The sequence below is a fragment of the Sphingomonas sp. BL-S-25 genome, from assembly GCF_055521555.1.
Genome location: NZ_CM145486.1, coordinates 1,917,811 through 1,935,377, shown reverse-complemented (window position 1 = coordinate 1,935,377; position 17,567 = coordinate 1,917,811). Strand labels below are relative to the sequence as shown.

18 protein-coding genes and 1 riboswitch are annotated in these 17,567 nt (G+C 67.8%); of the genes, 3 read left to right on the top strand and 15 right to left on the bottom strand.

All coding sequences use genetic code 11. From position 1 onward, the window contains the following. Positions 1-8 precede the first annotated feature (8 nt). Positions 9-1,616, bottom strand: a complete 1,608-nt coding sequence (locus ACZ1H8_RS09345; RefSeq protein WP_465181029.1) for a family 43 glycosylhydrolase — start codon at positions 1,614-1,616, stop codon at positions 9-11. A 93-nt stretch (positions 1,617-1,709) separates the two neighbouring features. Then, a riboswitch (ZMP/ZTP riboswitch) is annotated at positions 1,710-1,789 on the top strand. A 16-nt stretch (positions 1,790-1,805) separates the two neighbouring features. Between ACZ1H8_RS09345 and ACZ1H8_RS09340 the strand changes: the two genes are divergently transcribed. Next, a complete protein-coding gene (locus ACZ1H8_RS09340; RefSeq protein ID WP_465181028.1) occupies positions 1,806-2,501 on the top strand; it encodes a DJ-1/PfpI family protein in 696 nt (231 codons plus the stop codon). Further along, positions 2,498-3,841, top strand: coding sequence for a cytochrome P450 (locus tag ACZ1H8_RS09335; protein WP_465181027.1), 1,344 nt, complete (start codon positions 2,498-2,500; stop codon positions 3,839-3,841). The genes ACZ1H8_RS09340 and ACZ1H8_RS09335 overlap by 4 nt, the downstream gene beginning before the upstream one ends. Here ACZ1H8_RS09335 and ACZ1H8_RS09330 read toward each other — a convergent pair. From ACZ1H8_RS09330 to ACZ1H8_RS09310, 5 genes are all read right to left on the bottom strand, one after another. Next, a complete protein-coding gene (locus ACZ1H8_RS09330) occupies positions 3,838-5,223 on the bottom strand; it encodes a UdgX family uracil-DNA binding protein (protein WP_465181026.1) in 1,386 nt (461 codons plus the stop codon). The two genes, ACZ1H8_RS09335 and ACZ1H8_RS09330, sit on opposite strands and share 4 nt — an antisense overlap. A gap of 51 nt (positions 5,224-5,274) precedes the next feature. Further along, entirely contained in the window at positions 5,275-6,318 is a 1,044-nt protein-coding gene (locus ACZ1H8_RS09325; RefSeq protein WP_465181025.1) for an SO2930 family diheme c-type cytochrome, read from the bottom strand. A gap of 10 nt (positions 6,319-6,328) precedes the next feature. Next, positions 6,329-7,519 carry a parallel beta-helix domain-containing protein gene (locus tag ACZ1H8_RS09320; RefSeq protein WP_465181024.1) on the bottom strand — a complete coding sequence of 397 codons (1,191 nt, stop codon included), beginning with the start codon at positions 7,517-7,519 and terminating at the stop codon, positions 6,329-6,331. A gap of 83 nt (positions 7,520-7,602) precedes the next feature. Beyond that, positions 7,603-8,079: a hemerythrin domain-containing protein gene (locus ACZ1H8_RS09315; RefSeq protein WP_465181023.1), complete on the bottom strand. Its 477-nt coding sequence runs from the start codon at positions 8,077-8,079 to the stop codon at positions 7,603-7,605. Between the two features lie 61 nt (positions 8,080-8,140). Beyond that, entirely contained in the window at positions 8,141-9,388 is a 1,248-nt protein-coding gene (locus ACZ1H8_RS09310) for a putative DNA modification/repair radical SAM protein (RefSeq protein WP_465181022.1), read from the bottom strand. Positions 9,389-9,484: 96 nt separating this feature from the next. Between ACZ1H8_RS09310 and ACZ1H8_RS09305 the strand changes: the two genes are divergently transcribed. Beyond that, complete coding sequence (locus tag ACZ1H8_RS09305; protein ID WP_465181021.1) at positions 9,485-10,684, top strand: hypothetical protein; 1,200 nt, start codon at positions 9,485-9,487, stop codon at positions 10,682-10,684. Here ACZ1H8_RS09305 and ACZ1H8_RS09300 read toward each other — a convergent pair whose 3' ends face one another. The 9 genes from ACZ1H8_RS09300 to ACZ1H8_RS09260 form a co-directional block, all read right to left on the bottom strand. Continuing rightward, positions 10,685-11,089, bottom strand: a complete 405-nt coding sequence (locus tag ACZ1H8_RS09300) for a hypothetical protein (protein WP_465181020.1) — start codon at positions 11,087-11,089, stop codon at positions 10,685-10,687. Between the two features lie 62 nt (positions 11,090-11,151). After that, complete coding sequence (locus ACZ1H8_RS09295) at positions 11,152-11,688, bottom strand: demethoxyubiquinone hydroxylase family protein (protein WP_465181019.1); 537 nt, start codon at positions 11,686-11,688, stop codon at positions 11,152-11,154. Continuing rightward, the gene (locus tag ACZ1H8_RS09290; protein WP_465181018.1) at positions 11,685-12,182 is read right to left on the bottom strand and encodes a disulfide bond formation protein B; all 498 of its coding nucleotides are present in this window, start codon (positions 12,180-12,182) and stop codon (positions 11,685-11,687) included. The genes ACZ1H8_RS09295 and ACZ1H8_RS09290 overlap by 4 nt, the downstream gene beginning before the upstream one ends. A 3-nt stretch (positions 12,183-12,185) precedes the next feature. After that, a complete protein-coding gene (locus ACZ1H8_RS09285) occupies positions 12,186-13,511 on the bottom strand; it encodes a S41 family peptidase (protein ID WP_465181017.1) in 1,326 nt (441 codons plus the stop codon). A gap of 106 nt (positions 13,512-13,617) precedes the next feature. Continuing rightward, positions 13,618-14,796 carry a murein hydrolase activator EnvC family protein gene (locus ACZ1H8_RS09280; protein WP_465181016.1) on the bottom strand — a complete coding sequence of 393 codons (1,179 nt, stop codon included), beginning with the start codon at positions 14,794-14,796 and terminating at the stop codon, positions 13,618-13,620. Positions 14,797-14,800: 4 nt separating this feature from the next. Next, positions 14,801-15,223, bottom strand: coding sequence for a 23S rRNA (pseudouridine(1915)-N(3))-methyltransferase RlmH (locus tag ACZ1H8_RS09275; protein WP_465181015.1), 423 nt, complete (start codon positions 15,221-15,223; stop codon positions 14,801-14,803). A 24-nt stretch (positions 15,224-15,247) separates the two neighbouring features. After that, a complete protein-coding gene (rsfS, locus tag ACZ1H8_RS09270) occupies positions 15,248-15,628 on the bottom strand; it encodes a ribosome silencing factor (protein WP_465181014.1) in 381 nt (126 codons plus the stop codon). Positions 15,629-15,636: 8 nt separating this feature from the next. Beyond that, positions 15,637-16,266, bottom strand: coding sequence for a nicotinate-nucleotide adenylyltransferase (locus ACZ1H8_RS09265; protein ID WP_465181013.1), 630 nt, complete (start codon positions 16,264-16,266; stop codon positions 15,637-15,639). Then, positions 16,263-17,522, bottom strand: coding sequence for a glutamate-5-semialdehyde dehydrogenase (locus tag ACZ1H8_RS09260; protein WP_465181012.1), 1,260 nt, complete (start codon positions 17,520-17,522; stop codon positions 16,263-16,265). Before ACZ1H8_RS09260 ends, ACZ1H8_RS09265 begins: the two co-directional genes overlap by 4 nt. Between the last annotated feature and the right edge of the window lie 45 nt (positions 17,523-17,567).

Here is a 17,567-nt window from a genome sequence, read left to right as displayed (position 1 = left end):
CTCTGCCTTCAGAGCGCCCGGAAGGTGAAGTTGCGGAACCGGGCACGGCCCTTGCCGGCCGAATAGAGCCCAGGGCGCAGCATCAGGAAGCCGCCGCGGACATTGTGATGATAGCCCGACACCTCCATCCCGCGATCGAAGCGGCGCCAGGTCCGGCCGCCATCGCTGCTGGTGTCATAGGTGACGATGTGGCGGTCGTTGGTCACGCGCATCCGCATCTGGCGACCATGCGGATTGGCCGGCCGCCCGCGCTCGATGCCATATTGATGCGTGACGAAGCGCCGCTCGTCGAAGCCGAGCCCGCAATAGAGCTGACGATCGTAGAACAGCACCAGCCCGGCGACCCCGTCCGGCTCGATCTCGATATCGCATTCGAAGCGATAGGCCTGGTCCCCGGCGATCAGCAGCAGCGGCGAGGAATCGACCGGCGCCTTGCCCGCCGCATCGAGGATCAGCGTGTTGCCCTCGACCCGCGCGCGCTTTGCCTCGTCGGGACGCGGCTGGAAGAAATTCCATTTGCGACCCAGGTCGAGCGTCGAGAAGTCATCGGACAGCGCCATGCCGTGCGTCACGGCGCTGCCGCCACGCGGCTTGCGGATCGGCCTGGACAGATCGCCCCCGGTCATCCGGAACCAGCCATCCTTCGTCCATTCGACCGGATCGAGCAGCGCCTGGCGCCCGAGCGTCCAATAGCCATTCTCATAGCCGTGATAGACCGACCACCAGCTGCCGTCGGGACCCTCGACCAGCGTTGCATGGCCGCGCGACCACCATTTCTCGCGAAGGTCGGTCGTCCGCACGATCGGGTTGGCGGGGCAATCCTGCCACGGACCGTGGATCGATTTCGACCGCGCCACGATCACCATATGGCCGGTGGGCGGACCGGCCGTCCCGCCCACCGCGGTGATCAGATAGAAATACTCACCGCGGCGCAGGATCTTGGGCCCCTCGGGCGAGAAGCCCTCGACCACCCAATCGGACGGATAGCGCCACGGGTCATAGACATGCTCGACCTTGCCGACCGTGCTCAGCCCGTCATCGGCCAGGCGGATCCGGTCGCCCCCCGACAGGAACAGCCAGCGCGAGCCGTCCTCGCCGACCGCATGGCCGGGATCGATATGGTCGGGCAGATGCAGATCGATCGGCTCGCTCCACGGCCCCTCGATCCGGTCGGCCCACAGCACATAGCTGGTATTGGGCGACGCCTTGACCGGCACGTAGAGATAATAGCGGCCCTTGTGCTTGCAGAGTTCCGGCGCCCAGACCGATCCGATATTCTTCTGCAGCGCGGCGGTCACCGGCTGCCAGTTCACCAGGTCGCGCGAGTGCCAGATGACCAGCCCGGGATAGGAATCGAAAGTCGAGAAGGTCATGTAATAGTCCGCGCCATCCTTGAGGATGGTCGGATCGGGATGGTCGCCCGCCATCAGCGGATTGAGGAAGCTGCCATTGCCGAGATCGGCGATCCGCTGATTGTCGAAACCGCGCTTCCAGTCGGGCACGTTCGCCCCCGCCGGGAGAGCATCGGCCGGTGCTGCAAACGCCGCGCCCGGAACCGCGATCACCGGAGCCGCGAGTCCCGCCGCAAGTGTCTCGCGTCGCGTAAGCCGTGCCATATCCTCTCCCAGTCTCTGCTAGCGCTATCTTATGACACCGGTTTCTGGCGTGTCAAAAGCGCGTGCGCGTCGGGATCATGCCGGATATAGCATGGGTTACCGCGTGACTGGCGATCGGATGGAGCACCATCGGGAAGCGCGGGGCATGACGCCGCATCGCCTGGGCATCCCTGAACGAGGAGACCCCGCATGGCCGCTTCCGCACCGCTTCACATCGCCTTCCTGCTGTTTCCCGGCGTCACCCAGCTCGACCTGACCGGCCCGGCGCAGGTGCTGTCGCGGCTTGGCGATGTGAAGATCGACCTGGTCGCGAAGACGATGGCGCCGGTCGATACCGATGCCCAGTTCCAGCTGTTGCCGACCGCCACCTTCGCCGAGGTCCCGCGCACCGACATCCTTTGCGTCCCCGGCGGGTTCGGCACGGTGCCGGCCATGTCGGACGACGATATGCTTGCCTGGCTGCGCAAGGTCGGCGCCGAGGCGAGCTGGGTCACCAGCGTCTGCACCGGGTCGCTGCTGCTTGCCGCCGCCGGGCTGCTCGACGGCTATCGCGCCGCCTGCCACTGGGCGTCGCGCGAGCAGCTTGCGATGTTCGGGGTCGAGCCGGTTGCCGAACGGGTGGTGTTCGACCGCAACCGGGTGTCGGGCGGCGGCGTCACCGCAGGGATCGACTTCGCGCTGGCGCTGACCGCGGCGATCCGCGGCGACGCCCATGCGAAGTTCGTCCAGCTGAGCCTGGAATATGATCCCGCCCCGCCCTTCGATTCGGGATCGCCCGAGCGCGCCGATGCCGAGACGGTGGCGCAATATCGGGCGATGGTCGACCGGCTGGCCCCCGGCCGGCTCGACAAGGTCCGCGCCATTGCCGAGCGGTTACGGGGGTGAGCGCCCGCTTCGTCCCGGCCCATCCGGCGCGACCGGCGGCGATCGCGCCGGTATGGCGCAGCCTGTTCAACGAACATTCGCGAAATGCCATTGCCGGCTGGTCGCACGCGGCGTTCAGCGAATGGCACACCCGCCGGGTCGTCCTCGGCACCGTCGTCCACATCCCGCGCCATCCCGATGCGGTGGAGCGCGTGCTGCTGACCAACGCCGCCAATTACGAGAAGCCGCGGCTGGTGAAGCGGGTGGTGGCGCCATTGCTCGGTCGGGGGCTGGTCAGTTCCGATGGCGAATTGTGGCGAACGCAGCGCAAGCTGGTCGCGCCCAGCTTCGCCCCCGGCGCCATCACCCGCCTGACCGGACTGATCGCCGAGGCCGCCGAGCGTAGTGCGGCGACGCTTCCGCGATCGGGCCCGGTCGATATCGCCGGCATCGCCACCGCAACCACGATGCGGATCATCGCCGAGGCGCTGTTCTCAGGCGATCCGCGGCTGATGACCGCGGAGGCGTCGCGCCAGATCGAGGCGGCGCTGCTCGCGGCGGGCAAGGTGCGCATCATGGCGCTGCTCGGCATGCCCCATGTTCGATTGACGCCGTCCGCCCGAGCCGGCGGGCGGGCGCAGCGCTGGCTTCGCGACACGCTGGGTGCGATCGTGCGCGAGCGCGGTCCGGAGGGTGGCAGCGACTTTATCGGCGGAATGATCAGCAACCTGCATGAGCGGTTTCCCGCGGACGAGGCGGTCGAACTGGCGATCGACAATGCCGCGACCTTCTATGTCGCCGGGCACGAGACCACGGCGAATGCGCTGGCATGGAGCGCCTATCTGCTGGCCGGCGATCCGGACGTGCAGGCGCGCGCCCGCGCCGAGGCGGTTGCAGCATTGAACGGGTCGCCGGAAGGTCTGGCCGATCGCCTGCCCTATCTGCGGCAGGTGCTCGACGAGGCGATGCGCCTCTATCCGCCAGCACCGCGGTTCGAGCGCGAGGCGATGGCCGACGACGAACTGCACGGCGTCACGATCAGCAAGGGCGACATCGTTTCGATCTGGCCCTGGCTGGTCCATCGTCATCAGGAGCTGTGGCGAGATGCCGACGCCTTCGACCCCGACCGCTTCGCACCGGAAGCCGCGGCGCAGCGACACCGGTTCCAGTATCTGCCCTTTGGCGGCGGGCCGCGCGTCTGCGTCGGCGCGCGCTTCGCGACGGTCGAGGCGCTGATCATCCTCGCGCACTGGCTGGCGGCGAGGCGCTTCGCCCTGGTCGAGGGGGCGGTCGTCGATCCGCTGGGCAGCGTGACGCTCCGGCCGCGCGGCGGACTGACGCTGGCGGTGGCGTCGGCCTAGCCGGCTGCCAGCTTCGCGGCGCCCTTCAGGTCCTCGACGAACATCGCATATTCCTCCTCCGCCCGGTCGCGGTCGGGCAGGCGCAGCAGGAAGCTTGGGTGGATGGTGATCCAGCCAATGCCGCCATCGGCGAGGTCGATCGGGCGGCTGCGCTCGCGACTGATCGTCACCGTCTTGCCGAGCAGCGAGCGTGCTGCGGTCGCGCCGAGCGCGACGGTCACCTTCGGCTTCACCAGCAGGCTTTCCTGTTCGACCCACCAGCGGCAGGCAGTGATCTCGCCGGCATCGGGCTTCTGGTGGATGCGGCGCTTGCCGCGCTGCTCGAACTTGAAATGCTTGACCGCATTGGTGACGTAGACGGTCGAGCGGTCGATCCCTGCCTCGCCGATCGCCTTGTCGAACATCTGGCCGGCCGGGCCGACGAACGGCTTGCCTGCCAGATCCTCCTGATCGCCAGGCTGCTCGCCGACGAACATCATCCGCGCATCCAGCGGCCCTTCGCCGAACACCGTCTGGGTCGCGTGACGGAACAGGTCGCATCGGGTGCAGCTCATTGCCTCGTCGCGCAGCGCCGCCCAGGCCGCGTCGATATTGCCGCCCGTCGCGGTCCGCGCCGTAGTCACCATCGCCACCTCCCGTTCGCGCGCACCTGCGATCAGTTCGGAGACCAACGCAGTCTCGGGCATGTTTTTCCAGTATTTGCGCGGCATTTCGCGCAGCATCATCCCCACCTTCAGCCGGGCGGGGTTGAAGATCGAGCCATAATAGGTCTTCCACACAGCCTCGACCGGATCGTCGGCGGGCGCATCCTCGCGCGTGGCGCCCGGCCCCTCGCGCAGCGTCTCGCCGTCCCAGTGGATCGAGGTGTCCGGCGTCAGGATCGACCAGCGCATCGACGCGAACCGGTTGACGAAGAACTGGGCATTGGCGCGCACGATGTGATGATCGGGCTCGAACCAGGCGACGAAGCGGCTACCCTCGGGCTCGGCAAGTTCGCGGAACCGGACGAAGGCGCGCATCTTGTGAATGTCGCGGCGGACCGAGCGCGCCAGATCCTCCAGCCGGCGGACCAGCGGATCGGCCTGATCGTCGATCCGGCGCGGCTGCGTGATCAGGCCAGCGAGCAACGCATAAAGCAGCGCGAACCGCTGTGGGTCGCTGTGCAGCACGACGGTCTTGGCCAGGTCGAGAAAGGCGCGGGGCACGCGCATCGCTGGCCCCGCAGCCGGTTCGAGCACCGCTTCGTCGCCGAACAGGTCGACCGGCTGGTCGCCGACCTGCCACACGACTTCGGATGGCGGCACGCGGGCGGCCACGAGGGCACGGGCGGCATCGCGCCACCCGTCGAAATCATCCTCTGCTTCCAGCGTGACGACGCGCATCCGACCTCTTGGTATCTGACCCGGCCCCGGCGCAACTCCGGCGGGCAGGCCTCAACGCGTCGCGGGCGATTTCGCCCCGGCGGGGTCGTCTTCGGGCATGGCGTCGATCCATTGCCGCAATAGTTTCGCCCCCTCGGCATGGACGGTCGATCGACCCAGTTCAGGCATGGCGATGCCCGGGTCGGTGCTTTCGAGGCGATAGATCAGGAAGGAGGTGTCGGCATGCCCCGGCTGGATCGCGAATTCGCGTCCGCCGCTGCCCCGCCCTGCCGCGACCGGGCGCTTGAGGATACCGAGCGCATTGGGGTCGCGCCGCGACAGTTCGAGGAACAGGCCCGAATTGGAGGCCGCGCCCTTGGGATTGTGGCAATGGGCGCAGTTGATCTCGAGATAGGCGCGCGCCCTGGCATCGAGCGGCGCGGCATTGTCGTTCCAGCGCGCAACCCGCGGCGCGTCCGCAGGGGTGCGGTCGAGCAGGCCGGCCGCGACGAGCCGCGGGAGCTGCCCATCATGATTGAGGTAGCGCGCCTTGGGGCCGATCGGCGTGATCTGGCCGCCCAGCGCATGGCAGTCCTTGCACTGATTCTGGTTGGGCACGGCATAGCTGATGCTGCGCGTCTGGCCGGACGGGTCGGTGAAGGTCACCGGCAGGCGGGTGCCCGCACGCCTCAGATCGGCATCGCTGCCATCGGCGTTCCACACATAGGGAATCGCGACCCAGCCGCTTGCCCGGCGCAGCAACAGCCGAGTCTCGAGCGGACGGAAGGCGCCTGCCTGGCGATAGCCGAACGTCTTGATCAGCGCCGATCCGACGGGAAAGTCGAACGCAGCCTCACCGTCGTAACGGGCCCTCGCACCCGCGGGCACATAGATGAAGCGCTGTTTCTCGGCATAATCCGAGAACAACGCCGTCTCGAGATCATAGCCCACCACCCGCGGCAACGGCGCCCGCGCCTTGAGATCGGAAAAGAAGCCATAGTCGGACAGGCGCGCCGGATAGCCCTCGCCGGTGATCGCGGCGTCGTTCACCTCCGCCGCGGGCCGCGCCAGCAGCGCGGTGGCGAGCAAGGCGGCAGCGGCGAGCAGCGACTTCATCCCCGGGCGCTCACCGTGCCGCAGCTTCCATCGCGGGTGGCAGCGTCACCGCCGCACGCTGGGGCACCTCGGGGCCATCGAGCTTCGTGGGCGCGGGCTTCGCCGTTTCGGGTGCGGCGCCCAGTGCCATGTTCATGCTGAGCACCGGCACCGTATCGGTGACGCGCAGGCCCAAATCCGTGCCGGTTCCGTCCCACAGAATCGGCGGGATACTGCCGCCGAATGCCGCCTTCAGCTGGTCGGCGCCGGGCAGTTCGGGCGCAAAGCCTGCGCGGCCATGGCGGTTGCCCGACACGACGATCTTGCGCGGATAGGGGTCGTAATTGGCATCTGTGAAGGCATCGCGATAGGCGATGATCATCACATTGCTGGTGGCGTTGCCCGACAGGTCGTTGTCGAAGACATGAACCGTGTCGTTGGCCATGATCAGCACGCCGGTACCGGTGCGGACGGTCGCGACGATATTGCCCGGTGGCGCGAAATTGGGCGTGTCGTTGTCGACCACCTTGTTGCGATAGACGCGAACATCGCCGCCATTGCCCCTGGGCAGGCTGGGCAAGTCGAATACCAGGATGCCGCCGGTATTGTGCGTGGCGAGATTGCCATAGACGTCGGCGTTGCGGCTGTTCTCGATCTCGATCCCGGCGACATTGTGCGTGGCGGTCGAGTTGCGGACGATGATCGTGTCGGACTGGCCGACATAGATGCCGGCGTCCGACGCGCCCTTCACCGTGACGCCGTCGATCAGGATCTGGCTGCTCTCGACCGGATAGACGCCATAGGCGCCGTTGGTCGCCTTGGGCCCGCCGGTCCATTCGACGCGCAGGTCCTTGTAGACGATCCGGTTCGCCCCCTTGGACTTGATGCCGTCGCCCTTCGAATCCTCCACCGCGAAGCCGCGCAGCACGACATCGTCCGAGGTGACGAGCAGCCCCTCGCCCGCGCCGAGCTGGCCCTTGAAGCTCAACACGGTGCGGTCTGCGCCGGCGCCGAGAAGGGTGACGCGGTCGACGTCGAGGCTGAGCCCGTCGGTCAGTTCGAACCGCCCGGCGCCGATCCGCACGACGTCGCCCGGTGACGCCTCGATCAACGCCGCCTGAAGCCGCTCCTGGGCATTCGCCCCGGCATCGACGACAATATCGCGTGCCACTGCGGGCGCAGCCGTCACCATCAGGGCAGCAATTACGGCCTGTCTCAGCATCCCTCTCTCCCGACTCTGTTTTGCCTAAGCTTAACGAGTCGGGAGTGAATTGACAGTGGTGTAAGCAGCGTGATCTTTACCGATCAGTCACGGTCGTCGCCGGGATCTTCCTGCTCGGCGCGGACCAGTTCCTTCGGCTTGCGCTTTTCGAAGATCGCCGCCAGCTTCGCCTCGGTCTCTTCAGAGAGTTCCTTGGCGGCGGCGGGGAACATCTCTTCCTCTTCCTCGTCGATATGATGCTCGTAGCGGTGGCGCATTTCGCCGAACTTCGCTTCCCATTCGTCGCTGCCGAAATCGAGGTCCGCGAGTTCGCCGAAGAAATCGTCGATTTCCTTGTGTTCGGACACCGAGTGGCGGGCCTCGTCGCGCAATTCGGGGTCGGCGAGCATCGTCGCGTACAGCGATTCCTCCTCCGCCGCGGCGTGCGCGGTGATCTCGACTCTCAGTTTCTCGAACAGCGCCTCGCGCCCTTCGGTGTCCTTGTCGGCAAGCCGTTCCAGCATCTCGCGATGCTGATCGTGATCGGCTTTCAGATCCTCGAAAATGCGTGCGTCGGCCATGAGCGTCTCCTTTTGCCGCATAACCGGCCAGGATCGGCGAGGTTGCCGATGCGAACGACTCTCAGGCGGCGAACAGTTCCAGTTGCTCGCGCTTCGGCGCGACCAGCGGGCGAAGGTCTGCCCGGTCCGACAGCGCGACCGGGCGCCAGTCGTCGGCGACCAGAAAGGGTCGAACCTTGGCGATCGACGCGGTCAGCCGCGCGACATCGGCGAGGCGCAGCCGACGCCAGCGCCGGGTCGCCAGGACCGCATCGACCGCCTTCACGCCCAGGCCCGGCACGCGGAGCAGCGCCTCGCGCGGGGCGCGATTGACGTCGACCGGGAAGCGATCGCGAAAGCGCAGCGCCCAGGCGAGCTTGGGATCGATGTCGAGCGGCAGCATGCCCGTCGCCGGATCCGCGGCATCCGCCACCTCGCTCGCCTTATAGTCATAGAAGCGCATCAGCCAGTCGGACTGGTAGAGCCGATGCTCGCGCATCAGCGGTGGGCGGCGCAGCGGAAGTACCGCGCTGGCATCGGGGATCGGGCTGAACGCCGAATAATAGACCCGACGCAGGTTGAACCGGCCATAAAGACCCGATGCGCGCTGGATGATATCGCCGTCGGTGGCGGCATCGGCCCCGACGATCATCTGGGTCGACTGGCCTGCCGGCGCGAATCGGGGCGCAGCCTTGTAGCGTTTCCGCGCATCGCCCAGATCCTCGATCGCGCTGCGCACGTTGCGCATCGCCCCCTCGATCCGCGGCGCCGATTTCTCGGGTGCCAGCCGGGTCAGGCCGGCAACGGTCGGCAGTTCGACATTGATCGACACCCGGTCGGCATAGAGCCCGGCCTGATGGACCAGTTCGGGATCGGCATCGGGGATCGTCTTGAGATGGATATAGCCGCGAAAATCGTGATCCTCGCGCAGGCTTTGCGCGACCCGGACGATCTGCTCCATCGTGTAATCAGGCGAGCGGATGATGCCCGAGGACAGGAACAGGCCTTCGATATAGTTGCGCTTGTAGAAATCGAGCGTGAGCCGGACGACTTCCTCCGGCGTGAACCGCGCCCGTCGCACGTTCGAGCTCTTGCGGTTGATGCAATAATGGCAATCGAACACGCAGCTGTTGGTCAACAGGATCTTCAGCAGGCTGATGCATCGGCCATCGGGCGCATAGGCGTGGCAGATGCCCATCCCCTCGGTCGAGCCGATTCCCTTGCCGCCCGCCGAATTGCGCTTGGTCGTCCCCGACGAGGCGCAGGACGCGTCGTACTTCGCGGCATCGGCGAGAATCGCAAGCTTCTGTCGGAGGTCGAGTTGCGCCATATGTTCTTTCTATGTTCTTGAAATTGCAATGTCCAGCCATGGTGGACGCGGCCCGGCGCACCGGCTAACCGAACGGTCATGGTGTGGGACCGGACGATGAAGCTGCTGATGCTCGCTCTGGCGCTGACCTGCGCCGCGGGATGGCTGTTCAAAACGCATTGCACCCCCGGCGGCTGGACGATGTCCGAGCAATATTCGACCGGCTGCTACAGCGACGCGGTGCCGTTCTGGGACGGGCGCGGCGTTTCGGCCGGCGCCCTGCCCTATTTCGACGCGCGGATGGAATATCCGGTGCTGACCGGCGGCCTGATCTGGGTCGAAGGGCAGGTCACAAGGTTGCTGTTCGGCGCGCGCGCCAATGCGGCGCATTTCCTGTTCGTCGTCACGCTGGTGAATGCGCTGATCGCGGCGCTGCTGCTGTTGTGGTTCCGGCGCGAAGGCATGGACGACCGGCGGCTCTGGGCCTGGGCGCTGGCGCCACCGCTGTTCCTCTATGTCGGGCATAATTGGGATTTGCTGGCGATCGGCTTCGCCGTCGGGGCGATGCTGCTGGCGCGGCGCACGGCACTGCCGGAGGCCGCGGCGGTGGCGGGCCTGGGACTGGCAGCCAAGCTCTACCCCGTGCTGATGCTGCCGCTGCTCGGGCTCGGTGCGTTGTTCAGGTCGAGGACGGGCTGGGTCCGGCGGCTGCGCGATGCGCTGCTGGTGACGATCGCCGCGGTTGGCGCCTGGGCCGCGGTCAACCTGCCGGTGATGGCCGGAGCGTTCGACAACTGGACCGAATTCTACCTTTTCTCGCAGGCGCGGTCGGGCACTGCCGCTTCGATCTGGGAGATCATGGGCGTCCAGGGATGGTGGGCGACGACGATAGCCGAGCGCAACCTCTATGCCGCGATCGCCTTCCTGATCGGTGCGGCGGCGATCATCGTCTTTGGCTGGCGGATGCATCGCGACCGACTGTGGATCCTGTTCACGCCGCTGCTCGCCTGGTTCATGCTGACCAACAAGGTCTATTCGCCGCAATTCGACCTGTGGCTCTACCCGATGCTGCTGATGACCGCGCCGCGGCTTCGCGCCGTGTGGATCTTCGTGGCCGCAGGGGTCGCGGCCTATTTCGCCGAATTCTGGTGGTTCGCCTCGACCGAGCAGGCATGGCCGTATTTCGTGGTGCCCGGCCATATCGCGATCGCCGCAGGCGTGCGGGCAGCGGCGATGATCTGGCTGATCGTCGAGATGGTCCGGCTGCCGCCGCCGCAGTGGATCCTGCTCGAGCCCGCCGCCGAAGCGGCGCGCTGATCAGGGCAGCGGCAGGACGTTGGCCGCTTCCGCGCGCTGACGCGCCTCGCGCCGAGCCTGGGTCGCCTGACGCACGAAGCAGCCGGTGGCGCTGTTGGCGCCGACCGTGCTGCAGCTGCCGGTGCCGATGTCGCCAGCGGTCAGCGCGTCCTGCTGCCGCACTGCCCAGCTCTCGCGCGCCTGGGGACGCACTTCGGCGTCGCGCAGGTTGGACGGGATGCGGAACCGCTCGGCCTCGTCCAGCCGCTGGCACACGACGATTTCCTCGCCGCTGCTGTTGGTCGGGCATTTGTCGTTGCCGTAGATCACCAGCACGCCGTTGGTCGACGCGTTCTGCGCCAACGCGGGGGCGGCCCAGAGCAGGGGCGCCCCGATCAGGGCGGCAAGGGTGATCTTGTTCAGCATCGCTCTTCCTCTTTGTCGCACCTCGGGACGATCTTGTGTCTCCCTAGTTGAACGACCGCGGATCAAATTCGTTTCGACAGCCCGATCGCCACCCGGCACCCCAGGCGGATCGCACCGGTCAGCAGCGCATAGGCGGGCGCCTGCTCCGCGCCGCCGGCGATCGCCGCATCCAGATGCTCGAGCTCCTCGTCGCGGAACTCGGCGACTGCCTGGCGCAGCTCGGGGTCGCTGTCGCCCAGCGTGTCCAGCTGCTGCTGGTAATGCCGGTCGATCTCGGTCTCGACCGCTGCCGTACAGGCCATCGCCGCCTCGGTCCCGATCGTCGCAGTGACCGCGCCCAGCGCGAAGCCGGCGACGTTCCAGAAGGGCTGAAGCGCGGTCGGGCGCACGCCGCGCCGCGCCATCATCGCATCGAAGAATGCGCGGTGGCGCTCCTCCTGCGCCGCCATGCCGGCAATCGCGCTGGCCGCCGGTGCGCGGTCGCCCATGATCGCCAGCTGACCGCCATAGATGCGGGTGGCGCCGAACTCGCCGGCCTGGTCGACCCGGATCATCGCCGAAACGCTTTCGCGCCGGTCGCCGGGCTTCCAGCCGCTCATGCCGGCAACCGCGGGCGACGCACCGCCAGCAGGAAGATGGCGATCGCGCCGCCGATCGACAGGATCGCATTATATCCGGCCATCGAGATGCCGAACAACGTCCACTGCGCCGCATCGCAGCGGACCATCGGTCCCTTGCGGATCTGGTCGATGATCGAGTCGGCGCTCATGCCCGGGGTCAACGACGAGGTGCAGCCGGTGATCCCCTGCCACCAATGATATTCGACGCCGGCGTGGAAGACGCCGATGCCGCCGCTGACCGCGATCAGCACCGCGGCGAACAGCACCAGGGTCATCAGCAGCGGACGATTGCGCGTGACCAGGAACGACGCCGCGGCGACCACCACCGCCGCGTAATGCGGCCAGCGCTGCCAGTGGCACATCTCGCACGGGTGCAGCCCGCCGAGATATTGCGAGCCGAGCGCGCCGGCCAGCAGCGCGAGCGGGAGCAGCAGCGCGAGGCCGCGGGCGAGGATCAGGCCGTCGGTGCGCATCGCCTACTTCTTCGCCATGCGGCCGGCGCCGCCGGTGCGCGCGATCGTCTCGATCGCATAATGGAGCTGGAAGTCCTCGATCCCCTTCTTCTTCAGCTCCTCCGCGGTCGCGGTGAAGCGCGGATCGTCCTTGCTGTCCTCTTCGAGCAGCTTGTCGTCGGCCTTGGCGGTGTTGATCAGGTGACGCCGCAGATCGGCCTCGCGCAGCACCGGCCGGCTCTTGTAGTCGGGGTCGGACAGCTGCGGCACCGCCAGGTCGGGCTTGATCCCGCCTTCCTGAACCGAGTGACCCGAGGGGGTGTAGTAGCGCGCCGTGGTCAGGCGCAGCGCGCTGCGCGGTCCCATCTGCAGGATCGACTGGACCGATCCCTTGCCGAAGCTGCGTTCGCCCATCACCACCGCGCGGTGATGATCCTGGAGCGCGCCGGCGACGATCTCGGAGGCCGAGGCGGTGCCCGCATCGACCAGCACGATCACCGGCAGCCCCTTGGCGAGATCGCCCGGCACCATCGATTCGGCATAATAGCGTTCGATATCGCTCTTCTCGCGTCCGCGCTGCGACACGATCTCGCCGCGGTCGAGGAAGATGTCGGACACGCCGATCGCCTCGCTCAGCAGCCCGCCGCCATTCTCACGCAGATCGACGACATAGCCGAGCGGCTTGTGGCCCAGCTTCTTCTCGATCTCGGCGATCGCGTTGCGCGTGTCGGTCGTGGTGGTCGCGGTGAAGGTGTTGATGTTGATATAGCCGACGCCCTCGCGGACTTCCCACTTCACCGGCTTGGTGACGATCACCTCGCGCACCAGGGCGAAGGTCATCGGCTTGTCCGCGCCCGGCCGGACGACGGTCAGCGTGATCTTGGTGCCCGGCTTGCCGCGCATCTGCTGGATCGCCTCGTCCAGCGTGCCGCCGACGATGAACTTGCCGTCGATATGGGTGATGAAGTCGCCCGACTTGATCCCGGCGCGCGCCGCCGGCGTGTCCTCGGTCGGGGCGATGACCTTCACCGCGCCGTCTTGCTCGGTCACGACCAGGCCGAGGCCGCCATATTCGCCCTCGGTCTGGATCTTCAGATTGTCGAAATCCAGGCCGTCGGCGAACGAGCTGTGCGGATCGAGCGCGGACAACATGCCCTGGATCGCACCGTCGACCAGCTTCTTGTCGTCGACCTTGTCGACATATTCGGCCTTCACCCTGTTGAAGACCTCCATGAAGATATCGAGTTCGCGATAGGTCGACGAATCGACCCCCGCCATCGCACTCGTCGCGATCGGAGCAAGCGCCAGGGCGCTGACGGCGGCGGTGACCTGAAGAAACGGACGGATCATGTACGCACTTTCGGTGGAAACGCTAACGGTGTCTTAGCGGGATATAGTGGCTTTTGGTGGGCGCGGCAAAGGCGGGAATGTCCCCGAGTCGCACAGGCGGGCCGCGTCAATCGAGCATGCGGGCGATGTCCATCGGCCGCCCCTGCCGCCGCAGCTCGACCGTCAGCCGCGGGGCATCGCCCCCGACCTGCCCCAGCGCGGCACCCGCAGCGATCGTCTGGCCCGGCTTCACCGCGATCCGCGCCAGCCCGGTGACCAGCGACGTCCAGCCCCGGCCATGATCGATGATGACGATTCCGCCATAGCCGCGGAACGGCTGGGCATAGAGCACTCGCCCGGCCGCAGGGGCGAGTGCCCTGGCATTTGCCGCCGGGATCAGCGTCAGGCCGCGCGCTCGGACGCCGGAGGGCGACAATTCGCCGAACCCCGTCTCGATCCTGCCGGCGACGGGCAGGCGATAGGCTGAGCAGTGGGCCGGCGCGGCGGCGCGCTCGCCCGGCTGGAGCGGTCGCGGCAGCGGGCCCGGCAGGGTCGCAAGGTCCTGCTCGAGCGCCTGGGCGTCGGTTCCCGCCTCGATCCGGTCGACCAGATCGCGCGCCTCCTCGCCCAGTGCGATAGCGCGGTCCGATTCGACCAGCGCGCTGCGGCCCAGCTGTCCGGCACGCAGGCGGTGGTCGGCCTCCAGCCGGACGAGCGCGATTCGCTGCTGTTCGACGCGCGCCCTGCCCTCGCGCAGACTGGCGACCGCGGCGACCGCCTCGCTGCGCAATGCCCGCGCCCGGCCGAGATCGGCGCGGACGGCCGCGGTGCGGCGCTCGACCACCGGCATGACCGTGCCGAGGACCGCGCGGACATGGACCATATCCTCGGTCGATCCGGGCTGGACCAGGGTCAGCACCGCCGGGCGGCGCGCCATCGACTGGAGCGCAGCGACCAGGCGGACCACCGTCCCCTGACGCTCGCCGAGCTTCTGTCGCTGCGCGGCGAGTTCGCGGTTCGCAATCGCGACCCGGGCCTGTGCCGCGGCGATATCCGCCTGGGCCGCCTTGATCCGCTCGGCCGCTGCCGCCTCGCTGGCGTGCGCTCGGGCGGCGGCATCGCGTTCGCCGGCTGCCTGGCGGTCGAGCTGTTCGGACCTCTGCTGGGCGGCGCGCGATGCGGCATCCGCCGCGGCCAGTCGCTGCCTCTGCTCGGTCAGGCTGGGGACCTGCGCGCTGACGACGGCGCCAAGCCCCAGCATCCCGGCGAGCGACGCGGCAAGCACGATGCTGCGCAACGGCCCCACCGGCTCAGCCTTCGCGGTGATAGGGGTGATTGGCGAGGATCGAGACCGACCGCCATAACTGCTCGGCCAGCATCGCCCGCGCCATCATGTGTGGCCAGGTGGCGCGGCCGAAGGACAGCAGCAGGTGCGCCTGGCTGCGCTCCTCGTCGCCGAACCCGTCCGCCGCCCCGATCATGAAGCGCGTCTCGCGAATGCCGTCGTCGCGCCACGCGCCGATCCTGGCGGCGAGCGCCCTGGACGGCAGATTCTCGCCCAGTTCGTCGAGCAGGACCAGACGCGCCGCCCCGTCGAGCGGCGGGATCTTGCCGCCCGTATCGGGCAGTTCGGTGACCCGCGTCGGCCAGTTGACCCGCTTCAGATAGCGGTCGACGAGCTCGGCCTCAGGACTGCGCCCGATCCGGCCGCGCGCGACGATATGCAGCAGCATCGGCGGCCCCGCCCCCGGTCGGGATCAGGCCTGGCCCGCGTCGCCGAACGCCCACATGCGCTCGAGATTGTAGAAGCTGCGCACTTCGGGCCGGAACAGGTGGACGATCACGTCCCCGGCGTCGATCAGCACCCAGTCCGCTGTCGGCAGGCCTTCGACCCGCGCGGAACGGCCGAACTCGGCCTTGATCTTCTCGGCCAGCTTCGTCGCCATCGAGGCGACCTGCCGGGTCGAGCGACCGCTGGCGATCACCATGTAATCGGCGATGCTGCTCTTTCCCGCGAGCGGGATCGAGACCGTTTCGACGGCCTGATCGTCGTCGAGCGACGAGAGCACGAGCTGATGCAGCGCCTCGACGCTGCCATCGGCATCGGGACCGTTCGTCGCATGGGGGTGTGTGGCCAAGAGGACTCCTAGGGGTTCGACCGGTGTGTGCCTTGTGATTCTGGAGACGGCGAAACATAACGCCGGTGCCAGGCGGGATCGGCAGCCCGAAGGCTTGTTGCCGAAGTCGGATCAGGGCGGAAGCGCAACAGCACGAGTGCCGGCAATCTCCAACGCGTCCAGCTCTTTGCCTGGCCTGCGGGCCGCACAGCGCGCCGCAGCCAACTCATCGCAACACTTGCGTGAGCATCGCCATCATAACCCGGACGGGCAATCACCGCAATCGGAACCTGCCGGGCAATATCGCGCCAGTCCCGCCACTTGTGAAACTGCGCCAGATTGTCCGCACCCATCAGCCAGATAAAGCGATGCTTGGGATAGATACGCGGCAATTTGCGCAGCGTGTCCGCAGTATATCGCGTCTTCAACCGTTTCTCGACCGCAGTCGCGCGGATCGGTGCATGACGCGCCATCCGCCGCGCAGATGCCAGCCGCGCCTCGAACGGCGCCATGCCCTTTTCGGGCTTCAGCGGGTTGCCCGGCGACACCATCCACCAGACCTCGTCGAGGCCCAGTGCGCGCAGCGCGTGGAGCGAGATCGCACGATGTCCCTTGTGCGCGGGGTTGAACGACCCGCCGAGCAGACCGACGCGCTTCAAGGCCGAATCTGACCCGTTCCCCGCACCACCCATTTATAGGTGGTGAGCCCTTCCAGCGCGACCGGACCGCGCGCGTGCAGCCGCCCGGTCGAGATGCCGATCTCGGCGCCCAGGCCGAACTCGCCGCCGTCGGCGAACTGGGTCGATGCGTTCCACATGACGATCGCGCTGTCGACGCCCGCCAGGAACCGCTCGGCGCGCGCCTCGTCGTCGGTGACGATCGCATCGGTATGGTGCGATCCGTGCGCAGCGATATGCGCCATCGCATCGTCCAGGCCATCGACCAGCTTCACCGCCAGGATCGAATCGAGATATTCGGTGTCCCAGTCGGCAGCATCCGCGGCCAGCGCGCGCGGCTCGATCGCGCGAACCTCGTCATCGCCGCGCAATTCGCATCCGGCATCGGCCAGCGCGGCCAGCACCGGTGCGGGATCGGCAAAGGCGCGATCGATCAGCAAGGTCTCGGTCGCACCGCAGATGCCGGTACGACGCATCTTGGCGTTCAGCGCGATCTCGCGCGCCATGGCGGGATCGGCTGCGCCGTCGATATAGCTGTGGTTGATCCCGTCGAGATGCGCGAGCACCGGAACGCGCGCCTCGGCCTGGACGCGGGCGACCAGGCTCTTGCCCCCGCGCGGCACGACCAGGTCGATCAACCCCTCCGATCGGAGCATCGCCCCCACCGCGGCGCGATCGGTGAACCCGACCAGCTGGATCGCGTGCGCCGGTGCGCCGGCCTCGCCCAGCCCGCGGGCGAGCGCCGCGTGGATGGCGCGATTGCTGTGGATCGCCTCCGAGCCGCCACGAAGGATCGCGGCATTGCCCGACATGAAGGCAAGGGCGCCTGCGTCCGCGGTCACATTGGGACGGCTTTCATAGATGATCCCGATCACCCCGATCGGCACCCGGACACGGGTCAGCACCATCCCGTTGGGCCGCTCGGCGCGGTCGATCACCTGCCCCACCGGATCGGCCAGGCCGGCCACCGCCTCGATCCCCGCAGCCATCGCCTCGACCCGACCGGCATCCAGGCGCAGGCGATCGAGCAGTGCGGGGGTCAGGCCATTCGCCTCGCCGGCCGCCATGTCGGTGGCATTCGCCGCCAGGATTGCGGCACTGTCGGCCCTAATAGCGGCGGCCGCGGCGCGCAGCGCCTGCGCCTTTTCCCTGCTCGGCATGGCGGCAAGACGCGTGGCGGCGGCGCGCGCACGCGTCGCCAGTTCGGTCATCAGCGACTGCGGATCGATCCCGGACATGGGGCTGGCCGCTAGCACGTCGCCGCCGAAGCTGGTAGCAAAAGC

What these genes read in the sequence shown, in the direction of transcription:
- ACZ1H8_RS09325 (WP_465181025.1), bottom strand. Translation starts at nt 6,318, where the DNA reads ATGAAGTCGCTGCTCGCCGCTGCCGCCTTGCTCGCCACCGCGCTGCTG.
- ACZ1H8_RS09345 (WP_465181029.1), bottom strand. Translation starts at nt 1,616, where the DNA reads ATGGCACGGCTTACGCGACGCGAGACACTTGCGGCGGGACTCGCGGCT.
- ACZ1H8_RS09285 (WP_465181017.1), bottom strand. Translation starts at nt 13,511, where the DNA reads ATGATCCGTCCGTTTCTTCAGGTCACCGCCGCCGTCAGCGCCCTGGCG.
- ACZ1H8_RS09320 (WP_465181024.1), bottom strand. Translation starts at nt 7,519, where the DNA reads ATGCTGAGACAGGCCGTAATTGCTGCCCTGATGGTGACGGCTGCGCCC.
- ACZ1H8_RS09290 (WP_465181018.1), bottom strand. Translation starts at nt 12,182, where the DNA reads ATGCGCACCGACGGCCTGATCCTCGCCCGCGGCCTCGCGCTGCTGCTC.
- ACZ1H8_RS09315 (WP_465181023.1), bottom strand. Translation starts at nt 8,079, where the DNA reads ATGGCCGACGCACGCATTTTCGAGGATCTGAAAGCCGATCACGATCAG.
- ACZ1H8_RS09300 (WP_465181020.1), bottom strand. Translation starts at nt 11,089, where the DNA reads ATGCTGAACAAGATCACCCTTGCCGCCCTGATCGGGGCGCCCCTGCTC.
- ACZ1H8_RS09310 (WP_465181022.1), bottom strand. Translation starts at nt 9,388, where the DNA reads ATGGCGCAACTCGACCTCCGACAGAAGCTTGCGATTCTCGCCGATGCC.
- ACZ1H8_RS09330 (WP_465181026.1), bottom strand. Translation starts at nt 5,223, where the DNA reads ATGCGCGTCGTCACGCTGGAAGCAGAGGATGATTTCGACGGGTGGCGC.
- ACZ1H8_RS09295 (WP_465181019.1), bottom strand. Translation starts at nt 11,688, where the DNA reads ATGAGCGGCTGGAAGCCCGGCGACCGGCGCGAAAGCGTTTCGGCGATG.
- ACZ1H8_RS09305 (WP_465181021.1), top strand. Translation starts at nt 9,485, where the DNA reads ATGAAGCTGCTGATGCTCGCTCTGGCGCTGACCTGCGCCGCGGGATGG.
- ACZ1H8_RS09260 (WP_465181012.1), bottom strand. Translation starts at nt 17,522, where the DNA reads ATGTCCGGGATCGATCCGCAGTCGCTGATGACCGAACTGGCGACGCGT.
- ACZ1H8_RS09275 (WP_465181015.1), bottom strand. Translation starts at nt 15,223, where the DNA reads ATGCTGCTGCATATCGTCGCGCGCGGCCGGATCGGGCGCAGTCCTGAG.
- ACZ1H8_RS09340 (WP_465181028.1), top strand. Translation starts at nt 1,806, where the DNA reads ATGGCCGCTTCCGCACCGCTTCACATCGCCTTCCTGCTGTTTCCCGGC.